Origin of the sequence: Profundibacter sp. (assembly GCF_965277155.1) — a bacterium.
In the GTDB taxonomy this organism is placed as follows: domain Bacteria; phylum Pseudomonadota; class Alphaproteobacteria; order Rhodobacterales; family Rhodobacteraceae; genus Profundibacter.
Map to the genome: position 1 here is coordinate 130,625 of NZ_CBDIBV010000007.1, position 24,057 is coordinate 154,681.

The following is a 24,057-nucleotide window of genomic DNA, read 5'->3' on the forward strand; positions in this document are numbered from 1 at the left end:
TTTTTCAGCACAGGACAGATAGGTCAACGGGACAAATTGGCCCGCTGAATAGTTGCAATAACAATGGCTTACAGGGTGACCAGATGATCCTTCAACTTCTGTGCAATTTCAACAAAGCGCTGTGCCTCGGGTCCATCGGGCATTGCCCGCACAATCGGCGTGCCGCTGTCGGAGGTTTCGCGCAACACCCGCGTCAACGGCAGCGCCCCCAGAAACGGGATACCTTGCGCCTTGGCCTCGGCCTCGCCGCCGCCGTGGCCGAACACGTCGTCCTCGTTGCCGCAGGATGTGCAGATATGGGTCGACATGTTTTCTATCAGCCCCAGAACCGGTGTTTCGGTCTGATGAAACATGTCTATCGCGCGACGGGCGTCGATCAGGGCGACATCCTGCGGTGTGGTGACGATTACCGCACCGGTGATCGGGGTTTTCTGGGTCAGGGTGATCTGCACATCCCCTGTGCCCGGCGGCAGATCGACGATCAGCACATCCAGCGGCGCCCATGCCACTTCATGCAACATTTGTTGCAAAGCCCCCGCAAGGATCGGCCCGCGCCAGACCAGCGCGCGGTTTTCCTCCATCAGGAACCCCACCGACATCACCTTGACCCCGTGCGCGGCAATCGGGATCAGGCGTTCGTTCATCGCCACGGGCCGCCCGTTGCTACCCATCAATTTTGGCTGTGACGGCCCGTAGATATCGGCGTCCAGTATCCCCACCTTCAGCCCCAGATCGGCCAGCGTCAGCGCCAGATTGGCCGTCACCGTCGATTTCCCGACTCCGCCCTTGTCCGAGCCAACGGCGATGATGTGTTTCACCCCCTCCACCTGTTCGAGCGGCGGCGGGGTTCGCCCTGCAGACAGGTCAGGCGGCGCATCGCCTTTGCGCTCGGCGGTCAACAGCACAGATACGTTTTCCACCCCTTCCAATGCCCCAATCGCCGCCTCTACCTGATCGCGCACCGGCAGCATGGCTTGCGCATCCTGCGCCAGAACGTCCAGCACCAGTTGCACATGGCCCCCGTCCACTTTCAGCGCCCGCACAACATCCTCGGCGATTAGATCCTGTCCGGTACGCGGGTGGTTTATCCCGGCCAGAAGACCCTTGATTTCGGCAGTGGTAACGGACATGCGGCATCCCCTTTGAACCAGTAAACAATCGTTTCCCCTATCAAATCCTTCCCGCACCAATCGTCAACCGTCGGGTTTTGCCCAAAATGGGTGCGACAACCTGCCGCACCCGCCATTTCTGCCAACACCCTGCCATTTTGTCAGCCTGAACAATCCCTGAAATTCCGCACCGCGCGACGGATTGCAGAATGGCACCGGACATTCTGTCAGGTCGAAACCCCGCGAAAAACCACCTAACGCCTTATTATCATTAATTTATTTTATTTTTTACTGCGGCAATATGGTAATCAAAGAGTCGAAACGGGGGGCAACCGGATCAGACAGCAGATAAACCGGCTGAACGATCACAGCCTGCCCCGTGCATTAAAAAATGGGGGAAATATGCAGCATCGTACTCTCTTTTTGGCATTGGTAATCGCCGGACAGATGGCAACAGCACTTCCTGCTACAGCCCAGTTCATTGCCGGGGTCAACCCATCACAGCGCCCCGAAGGCGCACCCGTCATCTCCGAATTCAAAAAGGATGGCGCATGGTATGCGCGGGCCCTAACCGGAGTGATCCCGCCCTACCCGGCCAGCCTACGGTTTCTCGAGGATCAGGGGGCGTGGTTCAACCCGTTCCTCTACCCCGGAATGCCCGGCCCTTATGACATTCGCGGTTGGTATGAGCAGGAATGAGCCTTGCTGTTTTCCACCCACACACCAGTTTCCGGGACACCCCGGGGAGGCGGCGCACACTGGCGGTAATCCAACCGCAGTATGGGCGCCAATTATCTAAAGAGGAGCTTAAAGTATGACAAAAACGGTAAAATCAACTTTGGCAGCCATCTTGTGTTCGGGGTCTCTTATTGCGGGCGCAGCTGTTGCTGACACGCAAACAGGGATGTCGGGCATGGATGGCATGTCCGGAATGAATGGCATGTCGGGCATGAACGGTATGTCAGGCATGAATGGTATGTCCGGCATGAACGGTATGTCGGGGATGTCCGGCAATGGCGGCTCTAACTGGGTTTGCACCCAATGGAGCTTTGGCGGAATGTCCGGCATGAGCGGCATGTCTGGGATGTCCGGTATGGGTGGCATGTCTGGGATGAACGGTATGTCCGGAATGAACGGTATGTCGGGCATGGATGGAATGTCAGGCATGAGTGGCATGGACGGGATGTCAGGCATGAGCGGTATGTCCGGAATGGGCGGCATGAATGGCATGTCGGGCATGGGTGGCATGTCGGGAATGTCCGGCAACTGGACGCCTCCTTCCAACTAACCAAACCGATAAATCAGGAAACGGCGGGCAACCGCCGTTTCCACAACCTGCCAGTTCACAGCCAATTGGGGACACTGCAAAATGAAAAAGATTGAATCGCTGTTAGGGTATTTGTCCCTTGTCGGGTTATTGGGCACGGCAGGGTTGGCAATTTTCGTCATCGGGAACCTTATCTTCCAAGGCAGCCCCGAAACTGCAACTGCCGCAGTGTCAGAATCCGCAACGCAAGCCACTGTAGAAACAGTGACGAAAACAGAAGAAACCGCACCTGCCACGACAGCAGAAACGCCCGTTTCTGCTCCAAAGCCCGCAGTTACCCCCGAGCCTGTAAAGGTGGCCGATGCCGGCCCGATCATCAGCGCCGAGGCTGGTGAAAAGTTTTTAAGAAATGCAAGGCCTGCCACACCATTGATGAAGGTGGCGGTAAGAAGGTCGGTCCCAATCTGTGGGGCATTGTAGGACGCGATGTTGCAACCAGCGAAGGCTTCAAATATTCCGACGGCATGAAAGCAACACTGTCCGGCCAAAGCTGGGACGCGGCGATGCTGGATGAATTCCTGACCAAGCCCAAAGCCTATGTCAAAGGCACCGCGATGAGCTTTTCCGGTCTGAAGAAGGAAGCTGATCGTCACAATCTGATCGCCTATCTGGCGCAGCAATCCGGCACCCCGCTTTCGGTGGCCGATCTGGGGTTCGCCACCGCTGCCGCAACACCTGCCGCAGCAACCGAAACCGCAACAACCGAAGCCCTTGCCGAAGAACCCGCAGTGGAAGAGGCCAACACCTTTGTTGACAGCTACACCAATCCGCCGGCCCGCACAGCTGATGAACAGGCGGCAATAGACGCAAAAGTAGCAGCCCTAACGGCCGAAGTGGAAGGCATGGATTACGAACGCGCACGCTATTTCCCGATCCACTTCCCGCCACAAATCAATGAGGCCAGCAACGAGGAATGTCTGGTTTGCCACAGTGAAATCCTGACACATAAACCGCGGGATGCCTCGCCTGCCGGTGTGCCTGCCAGCGATACAATCGCCTGGTATCAGACCCTCGCCACCTATGACGGCCCGCAACAGACATTCCACTATCGCCACCTGCAAAGCGACTACGCCAAATCGGTGATGAACCTGCAATGTATTTCCTGCCACAAAGGCAACGACCCGCGCGAGGAAAGCCCTGACATGATATATGGCCGTGCCGCATTCAGTGCCGGTAAGGTTCCAGAATTCACCCTGCGCAAGATGGTCAACCCGTCAACAACCTGTCTGCGCTGCCACGGGGCCTTTCCTTATGAGCATATGGACGGGGTTGATGCCAACTGGCCCCAGGCCCGCCTTGATTTCGAGGATGAAGAAACCCCGAATGGCTGTCTGACCTGTCATGGCGAATACGGGTTCCGCACCAACCGCCACAACGTCACATATCTGAACGCCCACAACATCGAGGATTTGGCGACCGCCAGTTCCGATACTTGTTACGGCTGTCACGGTGGTCGTCAGTGGTACCGCATTTCCTACCCCTACCCGCGCCACCCATGGCCCGACATGGACGAGGAAACACCCGACTGGGCGCTGGAACGTCCCACCGCTTCCGATCCCGAATATCAACGGCCCGAACCCACACGGTCTGAGTAACAGGAGAAAAGACAATGAAATTCCTGACAAATCCGGCAAAACTGGCCAAGATTTTCACCCAGACCCGGCGCGATTTCCTGAAATCCACCGCCGCGACCGCAACGGTCGGACTGGTCGGCGGCAGCATGGCGGGCAAAGAGGTCAAAGCCTTTGCCTACGAGCCCTACCCGCTGGACGATGATCTGGAAACGGTCGTCACCTCCTGCGCCCACAACTGCGGGTCACGCCACATGCTGGTGGCGCATAAAAAGGGCGACGTGATTGTGCGTCTGTCCACCGATGACGGCACCCACCAAGGCGATGACGCCTATGGCACCGACACCGAGGAAAAGCCGCAGTTGCGCGCCTGTCTGCGGGGCCGATCCTACCGCTCGCGCCTCTATTCGCCTGAACGGCTGCTCTATCCGATGAAACGGGTCGGCAAGCGCGGCGAAGGCAAGTTCAAACGCGTCAGCTGGGACGAGGCCCTGACCGACATCGCCAAAAGCATGACTCATCTGAAAGAAACCTACGGCCCGACCGCCATTCTGGATCAAAGCTATGCGGGGGCGTCTTATGGCGTGCTGCATAAATCGGATCAGATCGAAGGGCTGCTTGGCCGCTTCCTTGGCATGTTCGGCTGCCGCACCAACAGCTGGTCGGTGCCGTCCTATCAGGGCAACACATTCGCCAGCCGCATGTCCTATGGCACCATTCAGGACGGCAACGAAGACGATGCCTTTATGCATTCGAAACTGATCGTGATGTGGGGCTGGAACCCGGCCTATACATTCCACGGCGGCAACACGTTCTACTACATGCGCAAGGCCAAACAGCGCGGCTGCAAATTCGTGGTGATTGATCCGCAATACACCGACAGCGCCTCGGCCTATGACGCATGGTGGATCCCGATCCGCCCCAACACCGATGCCGCGATGATGGCGGGTATGGCGCATTACATATTCGACAACAACCTGCAGGATCAGGAGTTCATCGACAAATTCGTTCAAGGCATGGACGAAGGCACGATGCCCGACTGGGCCAAGGGGCAAGATAACTTCAAAGACTATATCATGGGCGTTAGCGACGGCATTCCCAAGACACCGGAATGGGCTGCCGACATCTGCGGGGTTTCCACCGAGGACATCATCAAGCTGGCCGATATGTATGCCACCACCAAACCGGCCGCGCTAAAGGCAAGCTGGTCACCGGGGCGAAACGCCTATGGTGAACAATACGCCCGCATGGCCAACGCGCTTCAGGCCATGACCGGCAATGTCGGCAAGCTGGGCGGCTGCGCCGAAGGTGTTGGCAAGGGCTGGCATGCCGAAGGCGTGGCCTATCCTTACGACCAATTCGCCAATGTCTGGTTCGCGGCGATCAAATCGGACCGCTGGGCGCATTGTGTGATCAACTACCCGAATGTGAAACGCGAGGAAATCGGCATCTGGCCACGTGGCGACAATACCGATGGTCAAATCCCCAACATCCGCGGGATTTTTTGGCAGGGGTCGGACTGGTTCAACCAGCTGACCAACATCAACAAGGAAATCGAGGCGATTGATAAGCTGAACTCATACGGCGAAGGCGAAAGCCTGCTGGTATGCATGGACAGCACCATCACCCCGACCGGCATCTGGGCCGATTATCTGCTGCCGATTGCAACCCACTTTGAGCGTCACGATGTGGCCTTGCCGTGGTACAAAGGGCATTACTACATACACCGTCCAAAAGTGATCAACCCGATGGGTGAAAGCAAATCGGATTTTCAGGTGTTCACCGAGCTGGCCTATCGTCTTGGCTTTGGCCCCGGCTGTGAATCGGCGTGCAAAACTGACCCACTTGGGTGGGTTATGAGCGAGTAAAATTGACCCACCTGTTTCGTTAACATCCGCGCAAAATTGTGCGGAGGAAAGAGCAGGTGATATTGATGGAAAGCGTATCGAAGATCCGGCGCTGGGTGCTGGTTGAAGGGCGCAGCATCCGGTCTGTGGCGCGGGCGACGGGACTGTCGCGGAACACGATCAAGAAGTATTTGAAGGACGAGAATCCGCCGAGCTACCAGCGCCATGCGCCGCCAGTTCGGCACAAACTGTGCAATGGGTTTGATCTTCGGCTGCAGGAACTGTTTGATCAGGACTCGAGGCGACCACGCCGGGAGCGGCGGACGGCCCAGAAGCTATACGAGCAGCTTGTGGCAGAGGGCTATACCGGGTCCTATTCGCCGGTTCAGCGTTTTGTTCGTGAGTTGAAGCGCGCCGGGGCCTGTTCGGGAGATGCGTTTATCCCGCTGCATTTTGCGGCGGGTGACGCGCTGCAATTTGACTGGAGCGAAGAACGGGTCGTACTGGGTGGTGTCGAGCAGAAGGTGAAGGTCGCTCATTTCCGCCTGTGTCACAGCCGCAAGCCTTTCGTGATTGCCTATCCCGGTGAAGCCCAGGAGATGGTGCTGGATGCTTTCGTGCAGGCGCTGTCCTTTTACGGAGGCGTTCCGCGCAGGGTGATCATCGACAACCCCAAGACCATGGTGACCTACGTTTCGCGCTCGAAGGAGCGGATATTCCATCCCCGGTTCCTGGCCTTGATGAACCACTATGTGATGGAGCCGGTGGCCTGCACGCCCGCTGCGGGCTGGGAGAAGGGACAGGTCGAGAACCAGGTCCAGTTCTTGCGGGGCCGGTTGTTCGTTCCCGAACCGGCCTTTGATGATCTCGAGGCGCTGAACGCGTGGCTGCGTCTGCGTTGCGAAGATCTGGCAGAGCGTCCCCATCCCGAGCAGCAGGATCGCACGATTACCGAAGTGTTCGAAGACGAGCGCGCCGAACTGCGCCCCCTGGGTCGGGCCTTCGACGGCTACGTGGAAAAGACCGTCCGTGTCCGCTCCACCTGCCTGGTTCAATATGCCAGCAATCGCTACAGCGTGCCCTCCCGCTTTGCCGGGCATCATGTGTCGCTACGCGCCTATGCCGGCCGGATCGTGGTGGTCTCCGGTCAGGATGTGATTGCCGAGCACAGGCGTCATTTTACCCGCAATATCAGCTATTTCGAGCCCTGGCATTACGTTCCCCTGCTGGACCGCAAGCCTGGTGCCCTGCGCAATGGCGCCCCCTTTGTGGGCTGGGAACTGCCCGAGGCCATGCATCGGATCAGGGAACATTACATGGCTGGTAAAGGCGGGGATCGGGAGTTCGTCGACCTGCTCCTGCTGGCACAGGATCACGGGATCGAGGTGGTCGAGACGGCCTGCAATCTGGCGGTGGCACAAAACACCCTGCGGCTGCCCGCCATCATCAATCTGATCAACCAGTTGGTGGAACCGGTCATCACACCGCTCAGCGATGCCTGCGCTTATCCGCAGCTGACCTTGCGGCCCGAAGCCGATTGCAAACGCTATGAGACCCTGTGCTCGGCTGAGGAGGTTGCCGTATGAATGCCTTGATCGACCAACTGACAGCCCTCAGGTTGCATGGAATGGCAGCTTGCGCCCATGATCTGCTGTCCGCGCGCAAGCCGCCAAGTCTGACCACAGCGATAAGGCAACTGATCGACGCCGAGACTGTAGAGCGCCGGGTGCGCTCCATCCAGTATCAAATGAGGGTTGCGAAGTTCCCCCATCACAAGGACTTCGCCACCTTCGATTACAGCGCCGCCGCCCTCACCCAGGCCCAGATCGAACCATTCTGCACCGGCCAGTTCACAGAGGAGGCCCATAACCTCATCCTGGTGGGCGGAACCGGCACGGGCAAAACCCACATCGCCATCGCGCTGGGAACGACGCTGATCAACAACGGCAAGAAGGCGCGCTTCTTCAACGCCGTCGATCTGATCAACGCCCTGATCAAGGAACAGGCCGACGGCAATGCAGGGAAGATCATCCGGCAGCTCTCGGCTTTGGACTGCGTCATCATCGACGAGCTGGGCTACATCCCGTTTCCCAAATCCGGTGGCGCGTTGCTCTTCCATCTGATCAGCAAGCTCTACGAGAAGACCAGCATCATCATCACAACCAACCTTGAGTTCGGTGAATGGGTCTCGGTCTTCGGGGATGCCAAGATGACAACCGCCCTTCTGGATCGCGTCACTCATCACTGCAACATCATCGAAACCGGCAATACCTCATACCGGTTCGCCCAGAGTAAACGCCGTAGAAAAAACTAGCCGTTCCGCAAGCAAAGCCCCCAGACGGACTCGCTACATGAAGGCGGCCCGACTGGGGGCTTTGCGCCACAAAGGGGGGGGCAAATTTAAATGCCGAAACCGGGTCAGTTTTAAATGCTCATTGACAATCTGGTGGGCGAAAGCCCTGAAATGGCCGAGGTGCGGCGGTTGGTTTCCATTTTCGCCGCCGCCGATACGCCCGTGCTGATTTGCGGCGAAAGCGGGGTTGGCAAAGGGTCTATTGCAGCATCATTGCACGCCCAAAGCACACGCGCCAACGGGCGGTTTATTACCGTGGATTGTGATGATTCTTTGAACGAATCTGATCTGTTTGGACAGGATGCAAATGGCAAAGAACGCTGCGAAGGGCTGATTGCGGCCGCCGATGGCGGGACAATATTTCTTAATGATATCGATAAGTTATCCGATGCTATGCAATCAAAATTGCTGCGCGTTATCGAAACAGGAACCTATCGTCCACTGATGGCGTGGATGGCCCCTGCTTCCGTCAACTCACTATGGCAAAGTGAGGGCCGTAGAAGTGCTTCACAAGGAGAGGATCATGAACAAGAAACTACAAGCAGAGGCTATCGTCACCGTCGGCCTCGACATTGCCAAGAATGTTTTTCAGGTGCACGGCATTGATATACAAGGGCAAGTGATTGTCCGACGCCAGTTGCGCCGCAGCCAGGTTCTTTCATTCTTTAGGCTGCTGAATTCCTGTCTGATTGGCATTGAGGCCTGCGCCGGAGCCCACTTCTGGGCGCGTGAGCTGACACGTCTGGGCCATAATGTGCGTCTGATGCCACCTTCTTATGTCAAGCCCTACATCAAGCGTCAAAAGACGGATGCCGCAGATGCGGAAGCAATATGCGAGGCTGTAACCCGGCCGACCATGCGCTTTGTGCCAGCCAAGACCGAAGAACACCAAGCCATCTTGATGCAACACCGCACCCGCGATATTCTGGTCCGGCAGGTCACGCAGATCGTCAATGCCATCCGCTCGCATCTGGCTGAATTCGGAATTGTTGCGCCTGTTGGCGTACAAAATGTCGACCGTCTGCTTGAGGCAGCCGCAGAGCTTCCAGAACAAGCTGGCGTTGCATTCGATCTCCTTTCCCGGCAGTTCCATGAGACCCGTGATCGGGTTGCCGAAATCACCCGCCAAATTGAGATTTCCCAACGGCAAGACCCAACTGCACGTCGCCTGACCACGATCCCCGGTGTCGGGGTGCTGACTTCCAGCGCGATTACCGCGACAACGCCGGATGTGTCGCAGTTCCGCTCAGCACGCGACTATGCGGCATGGATCGGCCTTACCCCCAAACAGAATTCAAGCGGCGGTCGGGAACGGATGGGTGGCATATCGAAAATGGGTGACCGGTATATTCGACGGTTACTTTATCTTGGCGCTCTGGCGCGTATCCGCACACGACGCCGGCGTGGGGAAGGCGATGATTGGATCTGGCAATTGCTGAAGAGAAAGCCGGTGAAGGTGGTGGCGATTGCCATTGCGAACAAAATGGCCCGAACGATCTGGGCGTTGTTGAAATCCGGCCAAAGCTACCGGCCCGCATAAATTGACCAAAACACAATAGCCGGGCCCGCCCGGCTTCCGAGACGGCAAGGCGCAAAGTGAGGTGATGGCAAAAGGCAATAAACGTATCAGGACACCCCGTGTGGCCCCAAGCGATACGATCGCGTTCCACTGATTGGACCTGATACATGCGGACTTCATCAAGGCGCGCAGAAATACATCTGCAAACAGACGCCGAATACATGGCCGCGAAACGCCAGTTGCAGTACCAATTTTGTACTTGCCCAGCAGGGGCCATCCATACATGGGGGCCACTGCCGCGGTGCCCTCAACCGCGCGCTTTCTTGCGGCTACGGGTGTTGATCTGGAGGAAATGGCCTTGATGAGTCATTTCAAAAGTGAATTGTTCTAGGGGCTGACCCAGATAACCTAAAAAGAGGTTATGATGGGAAGCATGAGAAAGAGTCGCCTGAGCCACTACAAGCAAGACCGTCTTACGGAGCATTTTGTTTCGGGATCGACAGCACGAACAGCAGCCAGTTTGTGTGGTGTAAACCGCAAGACCGCAGCGTTTTATTTTCTACGCCTGCGCGAGATAATCGCCTATGAGAGAGGTGGTCGCGGAAATTCGGACCAGTTGTTAAGGTGGATCGACTTATGAGAAAGACGATTCAAAATGACGAAACGAAAGAACCATTCTCCCGAATTCAAAGCCCGCGTTGCGCTTGAAGCAATCCGCGAGGAAATGACGATGGCGGAGCTGTCGAAGAAGTATGGTGTGCATCCAACCCAGATTGGCACATGGAAACGAGCAGCGATTGAAAACATGGCCACGGCATTTTCCAGACGGGGCCGTGATCCTGATCGGGTTGATGAAGCCCAGATTGAGAAGCTGCACTCCAAGATTGGTCAGCTGGTCGTGGAACGGGATTTTTTAGCCAACGCCTCGCAACAGTTGCTCGGGAAGCGAGGCAAAAAATGGTGAGCCGTGAGCATGATCTGAGTGTGCGACGACAATGCGGGCTACTTTCTCTGGCGCGCTCGAACCTGTATTACCAGCCAAAAGGCGAAAGTGCTGAAAATTTGCGGTTCATGACAATAATCGACAAGCAATTCTTGCAGACGCCGTGGTATGGATCACGGCAAATGGCCCGGCACATGCAGCGCCAAGGTTACAAGTGTGGTCGCCACAGGGTCCGCCGTTTGATGCGGCTGATGCGGTTGGTTCCGATCTACCAGACGCCCAACACGAGCAAGAAACATCCGCAGCATAAGATCTACCCGTATCTGCTGCGAGACCTGACGATTGATCGTCCAAACCATGTGTGGTGCGTAGATATCACCTACATTCCGATGCAGCGCGGGTTCCTCTATTTGGTCGCGATCATGGACTGGCACAGCCGCAAGGTTTTGAGCTGGAGATTGTCAAACAGCATGGAGGCAGATTTTTGCGTTGAAGCCCTGAAAGAGGCTATGGCCAAATACGGCAAGCCCGATATCATGAACAGCGACCAGGGCAGCCAGTTCACCGGGTTTGAATGGACGCAGGCGCTGAAAGAAGCCGACGTGAAAATCTCGATGGATGGCAAAGGTCGCTGGGTCGATAACCGGATGATCGAGCGGCTTTGGCGATCCTTGAAATACGAATGCATTTACCTCAACGCATTTGAAACGGGTTCGCAGACCCGCGCCGGGATCGGGAAATGGTTGGCTTACTACAACACCGAGCGCCCGCATTCCACCCACGGAATATTGACCCCGGATGAAGCCTATGACAGAAAAACAAAACCAATGAGTTTGGCAGCCTAAATGAAACCCTGATCCATCTTAAACTGGCTGCTGACTGGTCAAAAAAGTGGGACCACCTCTGAGCTGGAGGCGGAAAGCCAAGCTATGTTCGGCGGAGAAATAGAAGTGGACGAAAGCTACTTTGGCGGCAAACGCAAAGGTAAACGCGGGCGTGGTGCGGCAGGTAAAATTCCCGTTTTTGGTATATTAAAAAGGGGTGGGAAGGTTTACACCAAGATCATCCCGGACGCCAAATCCGCCACTCTGATCCCGATCATAGAGCGCAAAGTCGTGCCGGATTCCATCGTCTATTCCGATTGTTGGCGCGGTTATAATGTGCTGGATGTGTCAGACTTCCACCACTTTCGCATCAACCATTCCAAGCTCTTTGCAGACCGTCACAACCACATCAATGGCATCGAGAATTTCTGGAACCAAGCCAAGCGCCACATGCGCCGATTTAACGGTGTCCCCAAGGCCCAATTTGGGCTATATTTGAAGGAATGCGAGTGGCGTTTCAACAACAGTGACCCTTCAGCTCAGTTATTGCAGCTAAGACAATGGGTTAAGCGTTACTTGAAGTAGTTATCTGGGTCAGCCCCTTGTTCTATTTGCTGTCCTCGCTGAAAATTCAGGTCTTGCCCCTGCGGGCGCGCAAATCCGATGTGATGCCACTGGCCAAACATTTCCTGCAAGGGCGAAATTTCCACCGCGGGATCGACAAATCCTTTGCCCCCGAAACGATCGAATCCCTGACAGAATATGACTGGCCCGGCAATGTGCGCGAATTGCGAAATGCGATTGAACGCGGGGTGATCATGTCGGCGGGGGCAGATACCGTGTTGCCCGAGCACATTGCCCTGCCCAGCCAATCCTCGGGCCTGCCATCAAATGCCACAGAAAGCGGCGTCAACTTGCGGTTTGACCATCAGCCCACACTGGACGAAATCCGCGACACCTATTTGCGGCTGTTGCTGGACAAATACGCCGGCAATCGCAAACAGGTAGCCGAAGCCTTGGGCGTTAGCGAACGCAACACCTACCGGATGCTTAAAAAGCTGGACGGGAAATAGAAAACGGCGCCCGGCTCTCACTGGGCGTCGTTAAGTCGTCAGGGTAATTTATTCCCCGAAACCATAGGTTTCCGCGACAAAATCAATGTCCTTGTCACCCCGTCCAGACAGGTTGATCAGGATGGATTTGCCCATGTGGTTTTTGGCCTCGCGCAGCGCAAAAGCCAGTGCGTGTGCCGATTCCAGCGCCGGAATGATGCCCTCATACCGCGACAAATCATAGAACGCTTGTAGCGATTCCTTATCGTCAGCCACGGTGTAATTCACCCGTCCGGTTTTTTGCAAATGCGCGTGCTCTGGTCCGACACCGGGGTAATCCAGACCCGAGGCCAGCGTGTTCACCGGTGCCGGTTCGCCCGCGTCATCGACCAGCATTTTAGTGCGGAAACCGTGGATATCGCCATCAACACCATAGGTCAGCGTCGCGGCGTGATCCCCCAGTTTCGAGGATGTGCCACCCGGTTCAACCCCGAACAGTTCAATCCCTTCATCATCGATAAAGCCGGAAAACAGCCCCATCGCGTTTGAGCCACCACCAACGCAAGCGGCCACGACATCTGGTAATTCCCCAGTCATTTCAATGAATTGCTCGCGCGCCTCAATCCCTACTACCTTTTGGAAATCACGCACCATCATCGGGAACGGATGCGGCCCTACGACCGAGCCAATGCCAAACAGCGCCTTGTCGGCCTGCTCCATATAGCTGCCGAATGCGCTGTCCACAGCCTCTTTCAGGGTTTTTGCGCCAAAGGTGACAGGCACCACGGTTGCCCCCAGCAATTTCATACGAACCACATTGGGGGCTTCTTTGGCCATATCGACCTCGCCCATATGGATTTCACATTCCATGCCGAAATAGGCCGCCGCAGTGGCCAGCGCCACACCGTGCTGTCCCGCACCGGTTTCGGCGATCAGTTTGGTTTTACCCATGTATTTGGCCAGCAAACCTTCGGCCATACAGTGGTTCAGCTTATGTGCGCCGGTGTGGTTCAAATCCTCGCGCTTGGCATAGATTTGTGCACCACCGGCCATGTCCGACAGGTTTTTCAGATAAGAAATAGGCGTCGGACGGCCCTGAAAATGTTTGCGGATATAACGCAGGTCATTCATATACTCGGCGGATTTTGACAGCTTGTCATAGGCGGCCGCGATTTCCTCGAAATGGGGCACCAGCGGGGGTGGCAACATTGCGCCGCCATATTCGCCAAAGAATCCTTCGCGGGTCGGGGTGGTTTTCAAATACGGTTTCATGACTATCCCTATTACAGGGAACCTCTGTAAATTCCCGTTTTCGCCTTCTTCGCGGCGGGGTGGACGGTTTTTCGCCTGTCCCGCCTGATTGCTTCGGATCATAAACCCATTTTCACCGGTTTCAAGCCGGTTTTGGGTATTTCAGGCACACCTCACCCCATGAACCCTTATCCCGGCGCCGCCAGGCCGCATTCGAACTGGACGAAGCGCTTCATGTTGTAGACCAGGTTCATCATCCCGATGCGAAATCGCGCCCGCTTCAGGCCGATGGAGCGGATCAGCTTGCCGCCCATGGAGCGCTCCTGAAAAGCGAATACATGCTCGACCCGGACCCGCACTTTCGAGCGCCTCCGGTTGGCCTTTTGCTGGCGCTCGCCAAGCGGCTTGCCGCGCCTGCCCTTGTGATGGATATGGCTGTGAAGCTCCCGCTCTTCCAGCTCGCTTTCGATCTTTTGCGAGCGATAGGCGCTGTCGGCCCACAGGTCCGATGAGGTGTTGCTCGCATCAATCAGACCGGCAAGCGCCTGGCTGTCATGCACGGCGGCATCGGTGACATCATAAGCGCGGATGAATTTGTGCCGCCGGTCGACATTGATGTGGTTCTTGTAGCCGTAATAGCTCTTGCCGTGCTTCTTCGTCCAGCGCGCATCCACGTCCTTCTGGCGCTTCTTGTGGGGTTTTTCCTCCCACTCTTCAGGCGTTTCGCCCGCCTTGATTTTCTCGTTCTCGTCCCTTTTGTTGTGCTGGCGCGGCGCCGGAACGATGCTCGCATCAACAATCTGCCCGCCCATCGCCAGATAGCCCTTTTCGCGCAGAAAGGCATCGAACTTGTCAAACAGCTCCTTCATCTTCCCGGCCCCGGCCAGCCTTTCACGGTAGGCCCAGATGGTCTTGGCGTCAGGTACGCTGTCTTCAATGCCAAGGCCGAGAAACCGCATGAACGACAGGCGGTCGCGGATCTGATACTCGATCTGATCGTCAGAGAGGTTGTAGAGCTGCTGCAAAACCATCGTCTTGAATATCAGCACCTCATCCCAAGGCGGGCGGCCAGCGTTGGATTTGCGCTGTTCGGGCGGCGTGCGCCATATGGCCTTCAGCTCGTCCCGGTAATCCTCGAACGGCACCATGTCGTTGAGCAACACCAGCGGATCACCAGATTTGTCCAGTCCCGCGTATCGGCTGGAAAGATCAAAAAATCCCATCTGACCCATGACAAAACCCCGTCGGTCGAATCATTTTCATCCTGATGACGATTCTACCCCGTCAGGCCGGATTTTGGGGGATTTTTAGAGGTTCCCTACAGTTTGTTTCCGCGACAGGGTTCAACGTCCAGCAAAGCATTGCAATAAAAAGATCGGGAAATGGTGTCCCATTCCCCGATCTTTTGTCATTCAGGCCCTTAGACCATTAGTTTGCCCGCTTATTAACGAACCAAAAGCCGCGCTTCGTGTGCTTTCAGTGTTTTGCGTGCGGATTGATAGGAATTGATCCCGTCCCGAGTTGCCAGTTCAGGGAACAGTTCCATAATTTCATTCCGCTGGGCATTCCCAACCGACTTCAACGCCATATCACCGGGCTGGAAGCTTTCGGTCCACGCCCCGTCCGACAAGACCACTTCGTGGTTGTCGAACATAAAGTACAGATACGCGGTGTTCATAACCTCTTTCTGGATGATATCGCGGTTGTTGACCAGATGTTTGGCCGCCGCCAGAACTTCGCGTTCCTCAAAATAAAGCGATGTTTTGTCATTGGCCACCAACATGCGGTGGTTTGGAGACACCAGCATGTCGCGTTCTGGCAAATCGTTGCCCAACGCACCCTTTTTGATCAGGATCGGCATCAGATGCGGGTTGGTGGCAAGGTCTTGCCAATGCAGCTTCTTCTCGCCCACCCAGCGGATTTCCTGAATGCCGTTGTCACGGGTGATGATCTTGTCACCCACGGACAGATCCTCGACCAGGCGTTCGCCTTTGGGGGTGGCGATCAGGGTTCCGGGTGTGAAGCACGGCACCACGTTTTCGATGTCGTGGAATTCCATTGTGCCAATGACATTGCCATCCGCATCGCGGAAATCGACATGACCGTTTTCCGGGTTGCCAGCGTCATGGAACACGCGGATGCTGCCCCCGTCAGGGCGTGAACCGGTCAGATCCAGCGTATCGTAATCATCGCCACCTTCGCCGCCCTCGACCACATCACCGGCAGTGATATTGGTAAAGGTATCGCGGTCATCGCCACCTGACATGACATCGACACCCGATCCACCGGAAATACTATCATTACCGGTCCCGCCGGAAATAATGTCATCCCCTTGTCCACCAATCAGCGTGTCATCGCCGGAACCGCAACTGATGGTATCGTCATCAATACCACCATCGATATAATCGTCACCTGCGTCGCCGAACAATGTATCATCGTCGTCAGCACCATAGATGGTGTCGTTACCTTCGCCACCATGGATAACATCCATACCGTTGTTGGGCACCAGATCAGGGCCATATGGTCCAGAGCCGTCATCCGGAATATTGATGGCATCCGGAAATGATGGATCAAGGCCGCCATAGATAGTGTCATCGCCAGCACCGCCATCGATGATGTCCGAGCCTTCGCCGCCGATGATCACATCGTCACCGTCGCCCCCGTCGATTGTATCGGCATCAATACCGCCATCAATGGTATCATCACCTGTGCCGCCGAAGATAATATCGGCATCGTCGCCGGTGGTTATGGTGTCATTGCCAGCACCGCCATAGATGACATCCTTGTCGTCATCCGGGTCGGTGTCTGCCGGATACAGTCCGGGATATCCTAAATCAGGCTTTGCATCAGTGCCGGCCGAATTCGGGCCGGATGTATCGATTACATCGTCGCCTTCGCCACCAAATACAGTGTCGGAACCGGCACCGCCGGTGATGGTGTCATTGCCAACACCGCCATAGATCGTATCGTCACCTTCGCCGCCATCCAGAACATCATCACCGCCATCGGCCAGATAATCAAAGTCCTGATCATCAATGTTGCCAAAGCCGAAACCCGAATTGATACCACGAGTGCCCAAGGTGAATGTGATAGAACTGGTCGTGCCAAACAGCGTAGATATCTGGCTGTCCAAATCCGAAGGGTCCGTATTGTTTTCTGTTCCCGAGGCGATCAGCGTTGAACCGTCGTAATTAACATCCAGAGAGCTGTCCGAAGGCACCCCGACATTGACCAGTGCCGGATCATTGATGGTCAGGGTTTCGGTCCCGTGGTTCGTATCCAGATCATGGAATACAACTCCGGGATTCAATTCAACCGGTTCACCTGTTGCGTGATCAAAAAACTCTACTCGGAAGGTGGCTGTTTCACCTTCCATATCCGCATCGTTGGTTCCGTTCAGAAGGATTTCGTAATCATTGTCCGAGGCCAGATCGACAGTCAGATCGTCGTTGGATGTTTCCACCAGAACCAAACGGGCATCCACGATTGTTCCGTCAGCCAGAACAGCAACATGTTCATAAACGACACTGTCACCGGCTTCTGCTGTATTCGGATCACTGGCGGTTTCGGACTCGGCCGCAACATTGTCAAAACTAAGCGTTACAGGGTCAACACCGCCCCCGTCAACGCCGCCGGTAACCGGACCATCGCCATAGATTACATCATCGCCTTTACCACCGGTGATGGTATCATCACCCGCGCCGCCATAGGCAGTATCATTGCCCGAGCCGCCGTTGATATCGTCGTTTCCTGTGCCGCCATAGATAACATCATCGCCGCCACCACCCTTAATGGTATCGGCACCGTCATTCCCGAACAGCACATCATTGCCCGAGCCACCGCCCAATGTGTCGTCGCCGTCGTTGCCGTACAGGGTATCGTCCCCGCTGCCACCATAAACCGAGTCATTCCCGGCACCGCCAGAGGCAACATCATCACCAGCGTCACCTTTGACGATGTCGTCCCCGTCACCGCCAAACAGCAGATCGTCGTCGTTCATGCCTTCCAGCAGATCGTCGCCTTCGCCGCCATAAATGGTGTCGTCACCATCCTGCCCGCACAGCTGATCATCCCCGTCTTCGCCATGCAATGTATCGTCGCCGTCACCACCCATGACCAAATCATTGCCCTCACCGGCAAAAACCGTATCATTGCCAGCGCCTGCAAGGATCGTATCGTCATTGTCGCCTGCATCCGGCAGGTAATCGCCATTCGGATCATCCAGAACGGCATCATGGTTATCTACACGGTCGCCGTCCGGATCACCGGTATAGGCAACATCGATCAGATCATCACCTGCCGTGCCCTCAACAATCCCGTCCGAGGTCACAACCGGAACCGCATCAAATGTCATTTCCGTGATACCAACAACACCGCTGTTATCGGCGGATTCGCCGTTATCCATAACAATTTCAATGCTGACAACCGGTCCCGGAATAGTCACGGTTACCGAGTCAACCGCACCCGACCCGTCAACGCCGGAATTTTCATTATCCCCCGCATTGACAGTATTGCCATCAACGGTGTGGTGCCAGGCTAGATCCGAATAGGACACAGGTACGATATTGCCATCCGCGTCCCGGGCGATAATGGTGACCTTGTCATCCCAACCAGCGCCTTGATCAACGTCCAGCAATTCAAAGCTGACATTTTCGACCGGCGCATCGAATGTGACAAATGTCGTAATTTCGTTTTCAACGCCGGATCCGTACATGATCCCGCCGTTCATTGTCCAACTGTCGCTATCGTCATTGCAAGGTGTGGACACAGTGACAGAAATATCATCCGAACCCGATGCAGAAGTAATTGTTGTCGATCCGTCAGAACCCGTATCGTTCCAATCAAGAAGATAATCAGCCATATAAATATTCCCCACAAATTAACCGGAAATCCGATCCTTCCACCAAATCCCCGTTTGAGTATTTGTCAGACTGCAAATAGCACCCCGACACACACACACATCAAATGCAAAGGATAATCCAGACCAAAGGCGGTAGTGTCGCGAGTTTGGTGGAAATTCGAGGACGGCGTAATCTCCGGGTGCATCGAAGCCACCCAACCGGCGGCTGGAACCGCCAAGGAGATCACGCCATGACAAAGAATACAGCAACATCGACATCCGCGCTACTGGCCAATGAAGCAGGCTATGACCCGATTGAAGACCGGCTGCGCCAGAACATCCGCGCGACGATCGAGGCGGTTTTCGAAGAGGAGCTGGAGCAGTTTCTGGGCCGTTGCCGGTATGGCCGCAGCGGCGGGGCAAAGGCCGGATACCGCCACGGGCATCGCGAGCGGCAACTGGTCGGAACATTTGGAACCGAAACGGTGCGCGTGCCGCGTGCGCGGATCACAGGCGAGGCCGGCAAGGCCAGAGAATGGCGCTCGAAGGCATTGCCCCGCTACCAGCGGCTGACGAAGAAGGCCGAGGCGCTGATCGCTGCTGTCTACCTTTCGGGCACCAACACACGGCGGGTAAAACGCGCCCTGTTCGGCCTGTTTCAGGGGGCGGTCAGCAAGGATGTGGTGAGCCGCGCCTGGCGCAAGGTGAAGGTGGACTGGCAGGCGTGGTGCGCCCGCAGCCTTGCGGATGAAGACATCGTGCGGCTGATCCTGGACGGCACCGTGATCAAAACGCGGATTGACAGGAAGGCCACCAATATCTCGGTTCTGGCCGCGATTGGCGTGCGCCGGGATGGGCAGAAGGTCTTGTTATCACTGATGAACATGGGCGGCGAAAGCACCTCCGCCTGGCGTCAGTTCATCAACGATCTGGATGCGCGCGGGTTGAAACGGCCCGAATTTGTCATCGTGGACGGGGCACCGGGACTTGAGGTCGCTCTCATTGCCCTCTGGGGTGAAGATCTGCCGATCCAGAGGTGCACGGTGCACAAGCACCGCAACCTTCTGGCCAAGGCACCCAAGCGTATGCATGATGAGTTGACAGAAGATTACCGCGACATGATCTACGCCAAAACACCCGAGGAAATCGCCACCCGCCGCAAGGCATTTCTGCGAAAATGGCGGCTGAAATGCAAGGCCGTCGCTGACAGCTTGGAAGAAGCAGGAGATAAGCTTTTCACCTTCACGCGTCTGCCACAAGGCCAGTGGAAATCGGCCAGAACGACAAATGCGATCGAACGCCTGAACGAGGAATTCCGCCGCCGCATCAAGACCCAGACCGTGCTGCCATGCGCCGAGACCGTGCCGATGCTGCTTTGGGCTCTGATGGCCTCGGGGCAGATCGTCATGCGAAAGGTCGATGGCTGGGAAACGCTCGCTCAGCCCGTCGCCGACGCAACCCTTGACCAAGCCGCCTGACCGGCGCATAACTCAACCCGCTCGGAGGTGCCTGAAATCAATTTCCACCACTTTCGAGACACAACCCCAAAGGCAACCTTTACATTCACTCATCTTTTCCCGGCACTATTTCCGCTTGGGGTGTCATCGTAAAACAGCAGATACTTTACGTTCCCAATGCATCAATAGTTTAGGTCTACTTGTCTTATACCTTGAAATGATGGGGGAAAAACGAAAAACGGCAAGAATGAGGCAAATTCCGGGCGTACTGCCTACATTTTAATGACCCTTTCAAAAGCTCTGCACAACCGCGAGGAGTCTCGACTGGTTGATTGTCTGAAATACAGCAACAATAGATTTTCAGGTTGTGTCTCGAAAGTGGTGGAAATTGATTTCAGGCACCTCCGAGCGGGTTGAGTTATGCGCCGGTCAGGCGGCTTGGTCAAGGGTTGCGTCGGCGACGGGCTGAGCGAGCGTTTCCCAGCCATCGACCTTTCGCATGACGATCTGCCCCGAGGCCATCAGAGCCCAAAGCAGCATCGGCACGGTCTCGGCGCATGGCAGCACGGTCTGGGTCTTGATGCGGCGGCGGAATTCCTCGTTCAGGCGTTCGATCGCATTTGTCGTTCTGGCCGATTTCCACTGGCCTTGTGGCAGACGCGTGAAGGTGAAAAGCTTATCTCCTGCTTCTTCCAAGCTGTCAGCGACGGCCTTGCATTTCAGCCGCCATTTTCGCAGAAATGCCTTGCGGCGGGTGGCGATTTCCTCGGGTGTTTTGGCGTAGATCATGTCGCGGTAATCTTCTGTCAACTCATCATGCATACGCTTGGGTGCCTTGGCCAGAAGGTTGCGGTGCTTGTGCACCGTGCACCTCTGGATCGGCAGATCTTCACCCCAGAGGGCAATGAGAGCGACCTCAAGTCCCGGTGCCCCGTCCACGATGACAAATTCGGGCCGTTTCAACCCGCGCGCATCCAGATCGTTGATGAACTGACGCCAGGCGGAGGTGCTTTCGCCGCCCATGTTCATCAGTGATAACAAGACCTTCTGCCCATCCCGGCGCACGCCAATCGCGGCCAGAACCGAGATATTGGTGGCCTTCCTGTCAATCCGCGTTTTGATCACGGTGCCGTCCAGGATCAGCCGCACGATGTCTTCATCCGCAAGGCTGCGGGCGCACCACGCCTGCCAGTCCACCTTCACCTTGCGCCAGGCGCGGCTCACCACATCCTTGCTGACCGCCCCCTGAAACAGGCCGAACAGGGCGCGTTTTACCCGCCGTGTGTTGGTGCCCGAAAGGTAGACAGCAGCGATCAGCGCCTCGGCCTTCTTCGTCAGCCGCTGGTAGCGGGGCAATGCCTTCGAGCGCCATTCTCTGGCCTTGCCGGCCTCGCCTGTGATCCGCGCACGCGGCACGCGCACCGTTTCGGTTCCAAATGTTCCGACCAGTTGCCGCTCGCGATGCCCGTGGCGGTATCCGGCCTTTGCCCCGCCGCTGCGGCCATACCGGCAACGGCCCAGAAACTGCTCCAGCTCCTCTTCGAAAACCGCCTCGATCGTCGCGCGGATGTTCTGGCGCAGCCGGTCTTCAATCGGGTCATAGCCTGCTTCATTGGCCAGTAGCGCGGATGTCGATGTTGCTGTATTCTTTGTCATGGCGTGATCTCCTTGGCGGTTCCAGCCGCCGGTTGGGTGGCTTCGATGCACCCGGAGATTACGCCGTCCTCGAATTTCCACCAAACTCGCGACACTACCGATTTTCATACCCAATAAGAAGTGTACTGTGAAAATCATCGAATTCGCCATTCGATTGCCTATACGTTAAGACAGGTTATCTATTATTTTGGGGGCTGACCCAGATAACTACTTCAAGTAACGCTTAACCCATTGTCTTAGCTGCAATAACTGAGCTGAAGGGTCACTGTTGTTGAAACGCCACTCGCATTCCTTCAAATATAGCCCAAATTGGGCCTTGGGGACACCGTTAAATCGGCGCATGTGGCGCTTGGCTTGGTTCCAGAAATTCTCGATGCCATTGATGTGGTTGTGACGGTCTGCAAAGAGCTTGGAATGGTTGATGCGAAAGTGGTGGAAGTCTGACACATCCAGCACATTATAACCGCGCCAACAATCGGAATAGACGATGGAATCCGGCACGACTTTGCGCTCTATGATCGGGATCAGAGTGGCGGATTTGGCGTCCGGGATGATCTTGGTGTAAACCTTCCCACCCCTTTTTAATATACCAAAAACGGGAATTTTACCTGCCGCACCACGCCCGCGTTTACCTTTGCGTTTGCCGCCAAAGTAGCTTTCGTCCACTTCTATTTCTCCGCCGAACATAGCTTGGCTTTCCGCCTCCAGCTCATAGGCGATTATCTCGCGCAGGCGTAGAAAATAAAACGCTGCGGTCTTGCGGTTTACACCACACAAACTGGCTGCTGTTCGTGCTGTCGATCCCGAAACAAAATGCTCCGTAAGACGGTCTTGCTTGTAGTGGCTCAGGCGACTCTTTCTCATGCTTCCCATCATAACCTCTTTTTAGGTTATCTGGGTCAGCCCCTTATTTTGAATACGAATACCCAACTCGGATTGTAGACATCAGCGAACCAACCCAATTACGACCAACAACCGTAAGGCGAGAAAGCCAAACTCACAAATCGAGCATGAATTGTTTCCATTTTGGCATGTATTTATGACATATTCTTCAAGCTTTTTGACTATTGGAAACAGTTTAAATGAAAAATCCTGCGAATCATTCCGTTAGGTAAGAGGTGGTCCCACTTTTTTGACCAGTCAGCAGCCAGTTTAAGATGGATCAGGGTTTCATTTAGGCTGCCAAACTCATTGGTTTTGTTTTTCTGTCATAGGCTTCATCCGGGGTCAATATTCCGTGGGTGGAATGCGGGCGCTCGGTGTTGTAGTAAGCCAACCATTTCCCGATCCCGGCGCGGGTCTGCGAACCCGTTTCAAATGCGTTGAGGTAAATGCATTCGTATTTCAAGGATCGCCAAAGCCGCTCGATCATCCGGTTATCGACCCAGCGACCTTTGCCATCCATCGAGATTTTCACGTCGGCTTCTTTCAGCGCCTGCGTCCATTCAAACCCGGTGAACTGGCTGCCCTGGTCGCTGTTCATGATATCGGGCTTGCCGTATTTGGCCATAGCCTCTTTCAGGGCTTCAACGCAAAAATCTGCCTCCATGCTGTTTGACAATCTCCAGCTCAAAACCTTGCGGCTGTGCCAGTCCATGATCGCGACCAAATAGAGGAACCCGCGCTGCATCGGAATGTAGGTGATATCTACGCACCACACATGGTTTGGACGATCAATCGTCAGGTCTCGCAGCAGATACGGGTAGATCTTATGCTGCGGATGTTTCTTGCTCGTGTTGGGCGTCTGGTAGATCGGAACCAACCGCATCAGCCGCATCAAACGGCGGACCCTGTGGCGACCACACTTGTAACCTTGGCGCTGCATGTGCCGGGCCATTTGCCGTGATCCATACCACGGCGTCTGCAAGAATTGCTTGTCGATTATTGTCATGAACCGCAAATTTTCAGCACTTTCGCCTTTTGGCTGGTAATACAGGTTCGAGCGCGCCAGAGAAAGTAGCCCGCATTGTCGTCGCACACTCAGATCATGCTCACGGCTCACCATTTTTTGCCTCGCTTCCCGAGCAACTGTTGCGAGGCGTTGGCTAAAAAATCCCGTTCCACGACCAGCTGACCAATCTTGGAGTGCAGCTTCTCAATCTGGGCTTCATCAACCCGATCAGGATCACGGCCCCGTCTGGAAAATGCCGTGGCCATGTTTTCAATCGCTGCTCGTTTCCATGTGCCAATCTGGGTTGGATGCACACCATACTTCTTCGACAGCTCCGCCATCGTCATTTCCTCGCGGATTGCTTCAAGCGCAACGCGGGCTTTGAATTCGGGAGAATGGTTCTTTCGTTTTGTCATT

At 55.6% G+C, this 24,057-nt stretch carries 19 protein-coding genes and 2 pseudogenes; 14 read left to right on the plus strand and 7 right to left on the minus strand.

Going from position 1 to position 24,057, the window contains the following annotated elements; translation table 11 throughout:
• Positions 1-68: 68 nt before the first annotated feature.
• Positions 69-1,130 carry an Mrp/NBP35 family ATP-binding protein gene (locus tag ACQY4M_RS06950; RefSeq protein ID WP_428542484.1) on the minus strand — a complete coding sequence of 354 codons (1,062 nt, stop codon included), beginning with the start codon at positions 1,128-1,130 and terminating at the stop codon, positions 69-71.
• A 381-nt stretch (positions 1,131-1,511) separates the two neighbouring features.
• Between ACQY4M_RS06950 and ACQY4M_RS06955 the strand changes: the two genes are divergently transcribed.
• The 13 genes and pseudogenes from ACQY4M_RS06955 (at position 1,512) to ACQY4M_RS07015 (ending at position 12,566) form a co-directional block, all read left to right on the plus strand.
• Positions 1,512-1,808 carry a hypothetical protein gene (locus ACQY4M_RS06955; protein WP_428542487.1) on the plus strand — a complete coding sequence of 99 codons (297 nt, stop codon included), beginning with the start codon at positions 1,512-1,514 and terminating at the stop codon, positions 1,806-1,808.
• Positions 1,809-1,923: 115 nt separating this feature from the next.
• Positions 1,924-2,397, plus strand: coding sequence for a hypothetical protein (locus ACQY4M_RS06960; RefSeq protein ID WP_428542490.1), 474 nt, complete (start codon positions 1,924-1,926; stop codon positions 2,395-2,397).
• Positions 2,398-2,478: 81 nt separating this feature from the next.
• Positions 2,479-2,856 (plus strand): hypothetical protein, encoded by a 378-nt coding sequence (locus tag ACQY4M_RS06965; protein ID WP_428542493.1) that lies wholly within the window; start codon positions 2,479-2,481, stop codon positions 2,854-2,856.
• Positions 2,805-4,031, plus strand: a complete 1,227-nt coding sequence (locus ACQY4M_RS06970; RefSeq protein ID WP_428542559.1) for a c-type cytochrome — start codon at positions 2,805-2,807, stop codon at positions 4,029-4,031. The genes ACQY4M_RS06965 and ACQY4M_RS06970 overlap by 52 nt, the downstream gene beginning before the upstream one ends.
• 14 nt (positions 4,032-4,045) lie before the next feature.
• A complete protein-coding gene (locus tag ACQY4M_RS06975; protein ID WP_428542496.1) occupies positions 4,046-5,875 on the plus strand; it encodes a molybdopterin-dependent oxidoreductase in 1,830 nt (609 codons plus the stop codon).
• A gap of 65 nt (positions 5,876-5,940) precedes the next feature.
• Positions 5,941-7,440: an IS21 family transposase gene (gene istA, locus ACQY4M_RS06980; protein ID WP_428539289.1), complete on the plus strand. Its 1,500-nt coding sequence runs from the start codon at positions 5,941-5,943 to the stop codon at positions 7,438-7,440.
• Complete coding sequence (gene istB / locus ACQY4M_RS06985; protein ID WP_428539322.1) at positions 7,437-8,168, plus strand: IS21-like element helper ATPase IstB; 732 nt, start codon at positions 7,437-7,439, stop codon at positions 8,166-8,168. Before istA ends, istB begins: the two co-directional genes overlap by 4 nt.
• Before the next feature lie 114 nt (positions 8,169-8,282).
• Positions 8,283-8,813, plus strand: a complete 531-nt coding sequence (locus ACQY4M_RS06990; protein ID WP_428542499.1) for a sigma 54-interacting transcriptional regulator — start codon at positions 8,283-8,285, stop codon at positions 8,811-8,813.
• Positions 8,731-9,747 carry an IS110 family transposase gene (locus tag ACQY4M_RS06995; RefSeq protein ID WP_428542502.1) on the plus strand — a complete coding sequence of 339 codons (1,017 nt, stop codon included), beginning with the start codon at positions 8,731-8,733 and terminating at the stop codon, positions 9,745-9,747. The genes ACQY4M_RS06990 and ACQY4M_RS06995 overlap by 83 nt, the downstream gene beginning before the upstream one ends.
• A gap of 412 nt (positions 9,748-10,159) precedes the next feature.
• Positions 10,160-10,306: pseudogene (locus ACQY4M_RS07000) on the plus strand (IS1595 family transposase); the annotation flags it as partial.
• Between the two features lie 75 nt (positions 10,307-10,381).
• A protein-coding gene (locus tag ACQY4M_RS07005; protein WP_428539245.1) for an IS3 family transposase occupies positions 10,382-11,514 on the plus strand; the annotation gives its coding sequence in 2 pieces (ribosomal slippage) (positions 10,382-10,634 and positions 10,634-11,514; 1,134 coding nt in all).
• Positions 11,515-11,598: 84 nt separating this feature from the next.
• Positions 11,599-12,078, plus strand: a pseudogene (locus ACQY4M_RS07010) (IS1595 family transposase); the annotation flags it as partial.
• A gap of 17 nt (positions 12,079-12,095) precedes the next feature.
• Positions 12,096-12,566 carry a hypothetical protein gene (locus ACQY4M_RS07015; RefSeq protein ID WP_428542505.1) on the plus strand — a complete coding sequence of 157 codons (471 nt, stop codon included), beginning with the start codon at positions 12,096-12,098 and terminating at the stop codon, positions 12,564-12,566.
• A 48-nt stretch (positions 12,567-12,614) separates the two neighbouring features.
• Here ACQY4M_RS07015 and trpB read toward each other — a convergent pair whose 3' ends face one another.
• From trpB to ACQY4M_RS07030, 3 genes are all read right to left on the minus strand, one after another.
• On the minus strand, positions 12,615-13,817 hold the full coding sequence (gene trpB, locus ACQY4M_RS07020; RefSeq protein WP_428542562.1) for a tryptophan synthase subunit beta: 1,203 nt from the start codon (positions 13,815-13,817) through the stop codon (positions 12,615-12,617).
• Between the two features lie 167 nt (positions 13,818-13,984).
• Positions 13,985-15,028: an IS5 family transposase gene (locus ACQY4M_RS07025; RefSeq protein WP_428542508.1), complete on the minus strand. Its 1,044-nt coding sequence runs from the start codon at positions 15,026-15,028 to the stop codon at positions 13,985-13,987.
• A gap of 212 nt (positions 15,029-15,240) precedes the next feature.
• Positions 15,241-18,657, minus strand: a complete 3,417-nt coding sequence (locus ACQY4M_RS07030) for a Hint domain-containing protein (protein ID WP_428542511.1) — start codon at positions 18,655-18,657, stop codon at positions 15,241-15,243.
• A gap of 230 nt (positions 18,658-18,887) precedes the next feature.
• Between ACQY4M_RS07030 and ACQY4M_RS07035 the strand changes: the two genes are divergently transcribed.
• Complete coding sequence (locus ACQY4M_RS07035; protein ID WP_428539582.1) at positions 18,888-20,114, plus strand: IS256 family transposase; 1,227 nt, start codon at positions 18,888-18,890, stop codon at positions 20,112-20,114.
• A gap of 408 nt (positions 20,115-20,522) precedes the next feature.
• Here ACQY4M_RS07035 and ACQY4M_RS07040 read toward each other — a convergent pair whose 3' ends face one another.
• The 3 genes from ACQY4M_RS07040 to ACQY4M_RS07050 form a co-directional block, all read right to left on the minus strand.
• The gene (locus tag ACQY4M_RS07040; protein WP_428539582.1) at positions 20,523-21,749 is read right to left on the minus strand and encodes an IS256 family transposase; all 1,227 of its coding nucleotides are present in this window, start codon (positions 21,747-21,749) and stop codon (positions 20,523-20,525) included.
• A gap of 207 nt (positions 21,750-21,956) precedes the next feature.
• Complete coding sequence (locus tag ACQY4M_RS07045) at positions 21,957-22,613, minus strand: IS1595 family transposase (protein WP_428539609.1); 657 nt, start codon at positions 22,611-22,613, stop codon at positions 21,957-21,959.
• A 310-nt stretch (positions 22,614-22,923) separates the two neighbouring features.
• Positions 22,924-24,056 (minus strand): IS3 family transposase gene (locus ACQY4M_RS07050; RefSeq protein WP_428539245.1). Its coding sequence is split into 2 segments (ribosomal slippage): positions 22,924-23,804 and positions 23,804-24,056, totalling 1,134 coding nucleotides; the frame shifts between segments, so codons are not numbered across the junction.
• Between the last annotated feature and the right edge of the window lies 1 nt (position 24,057).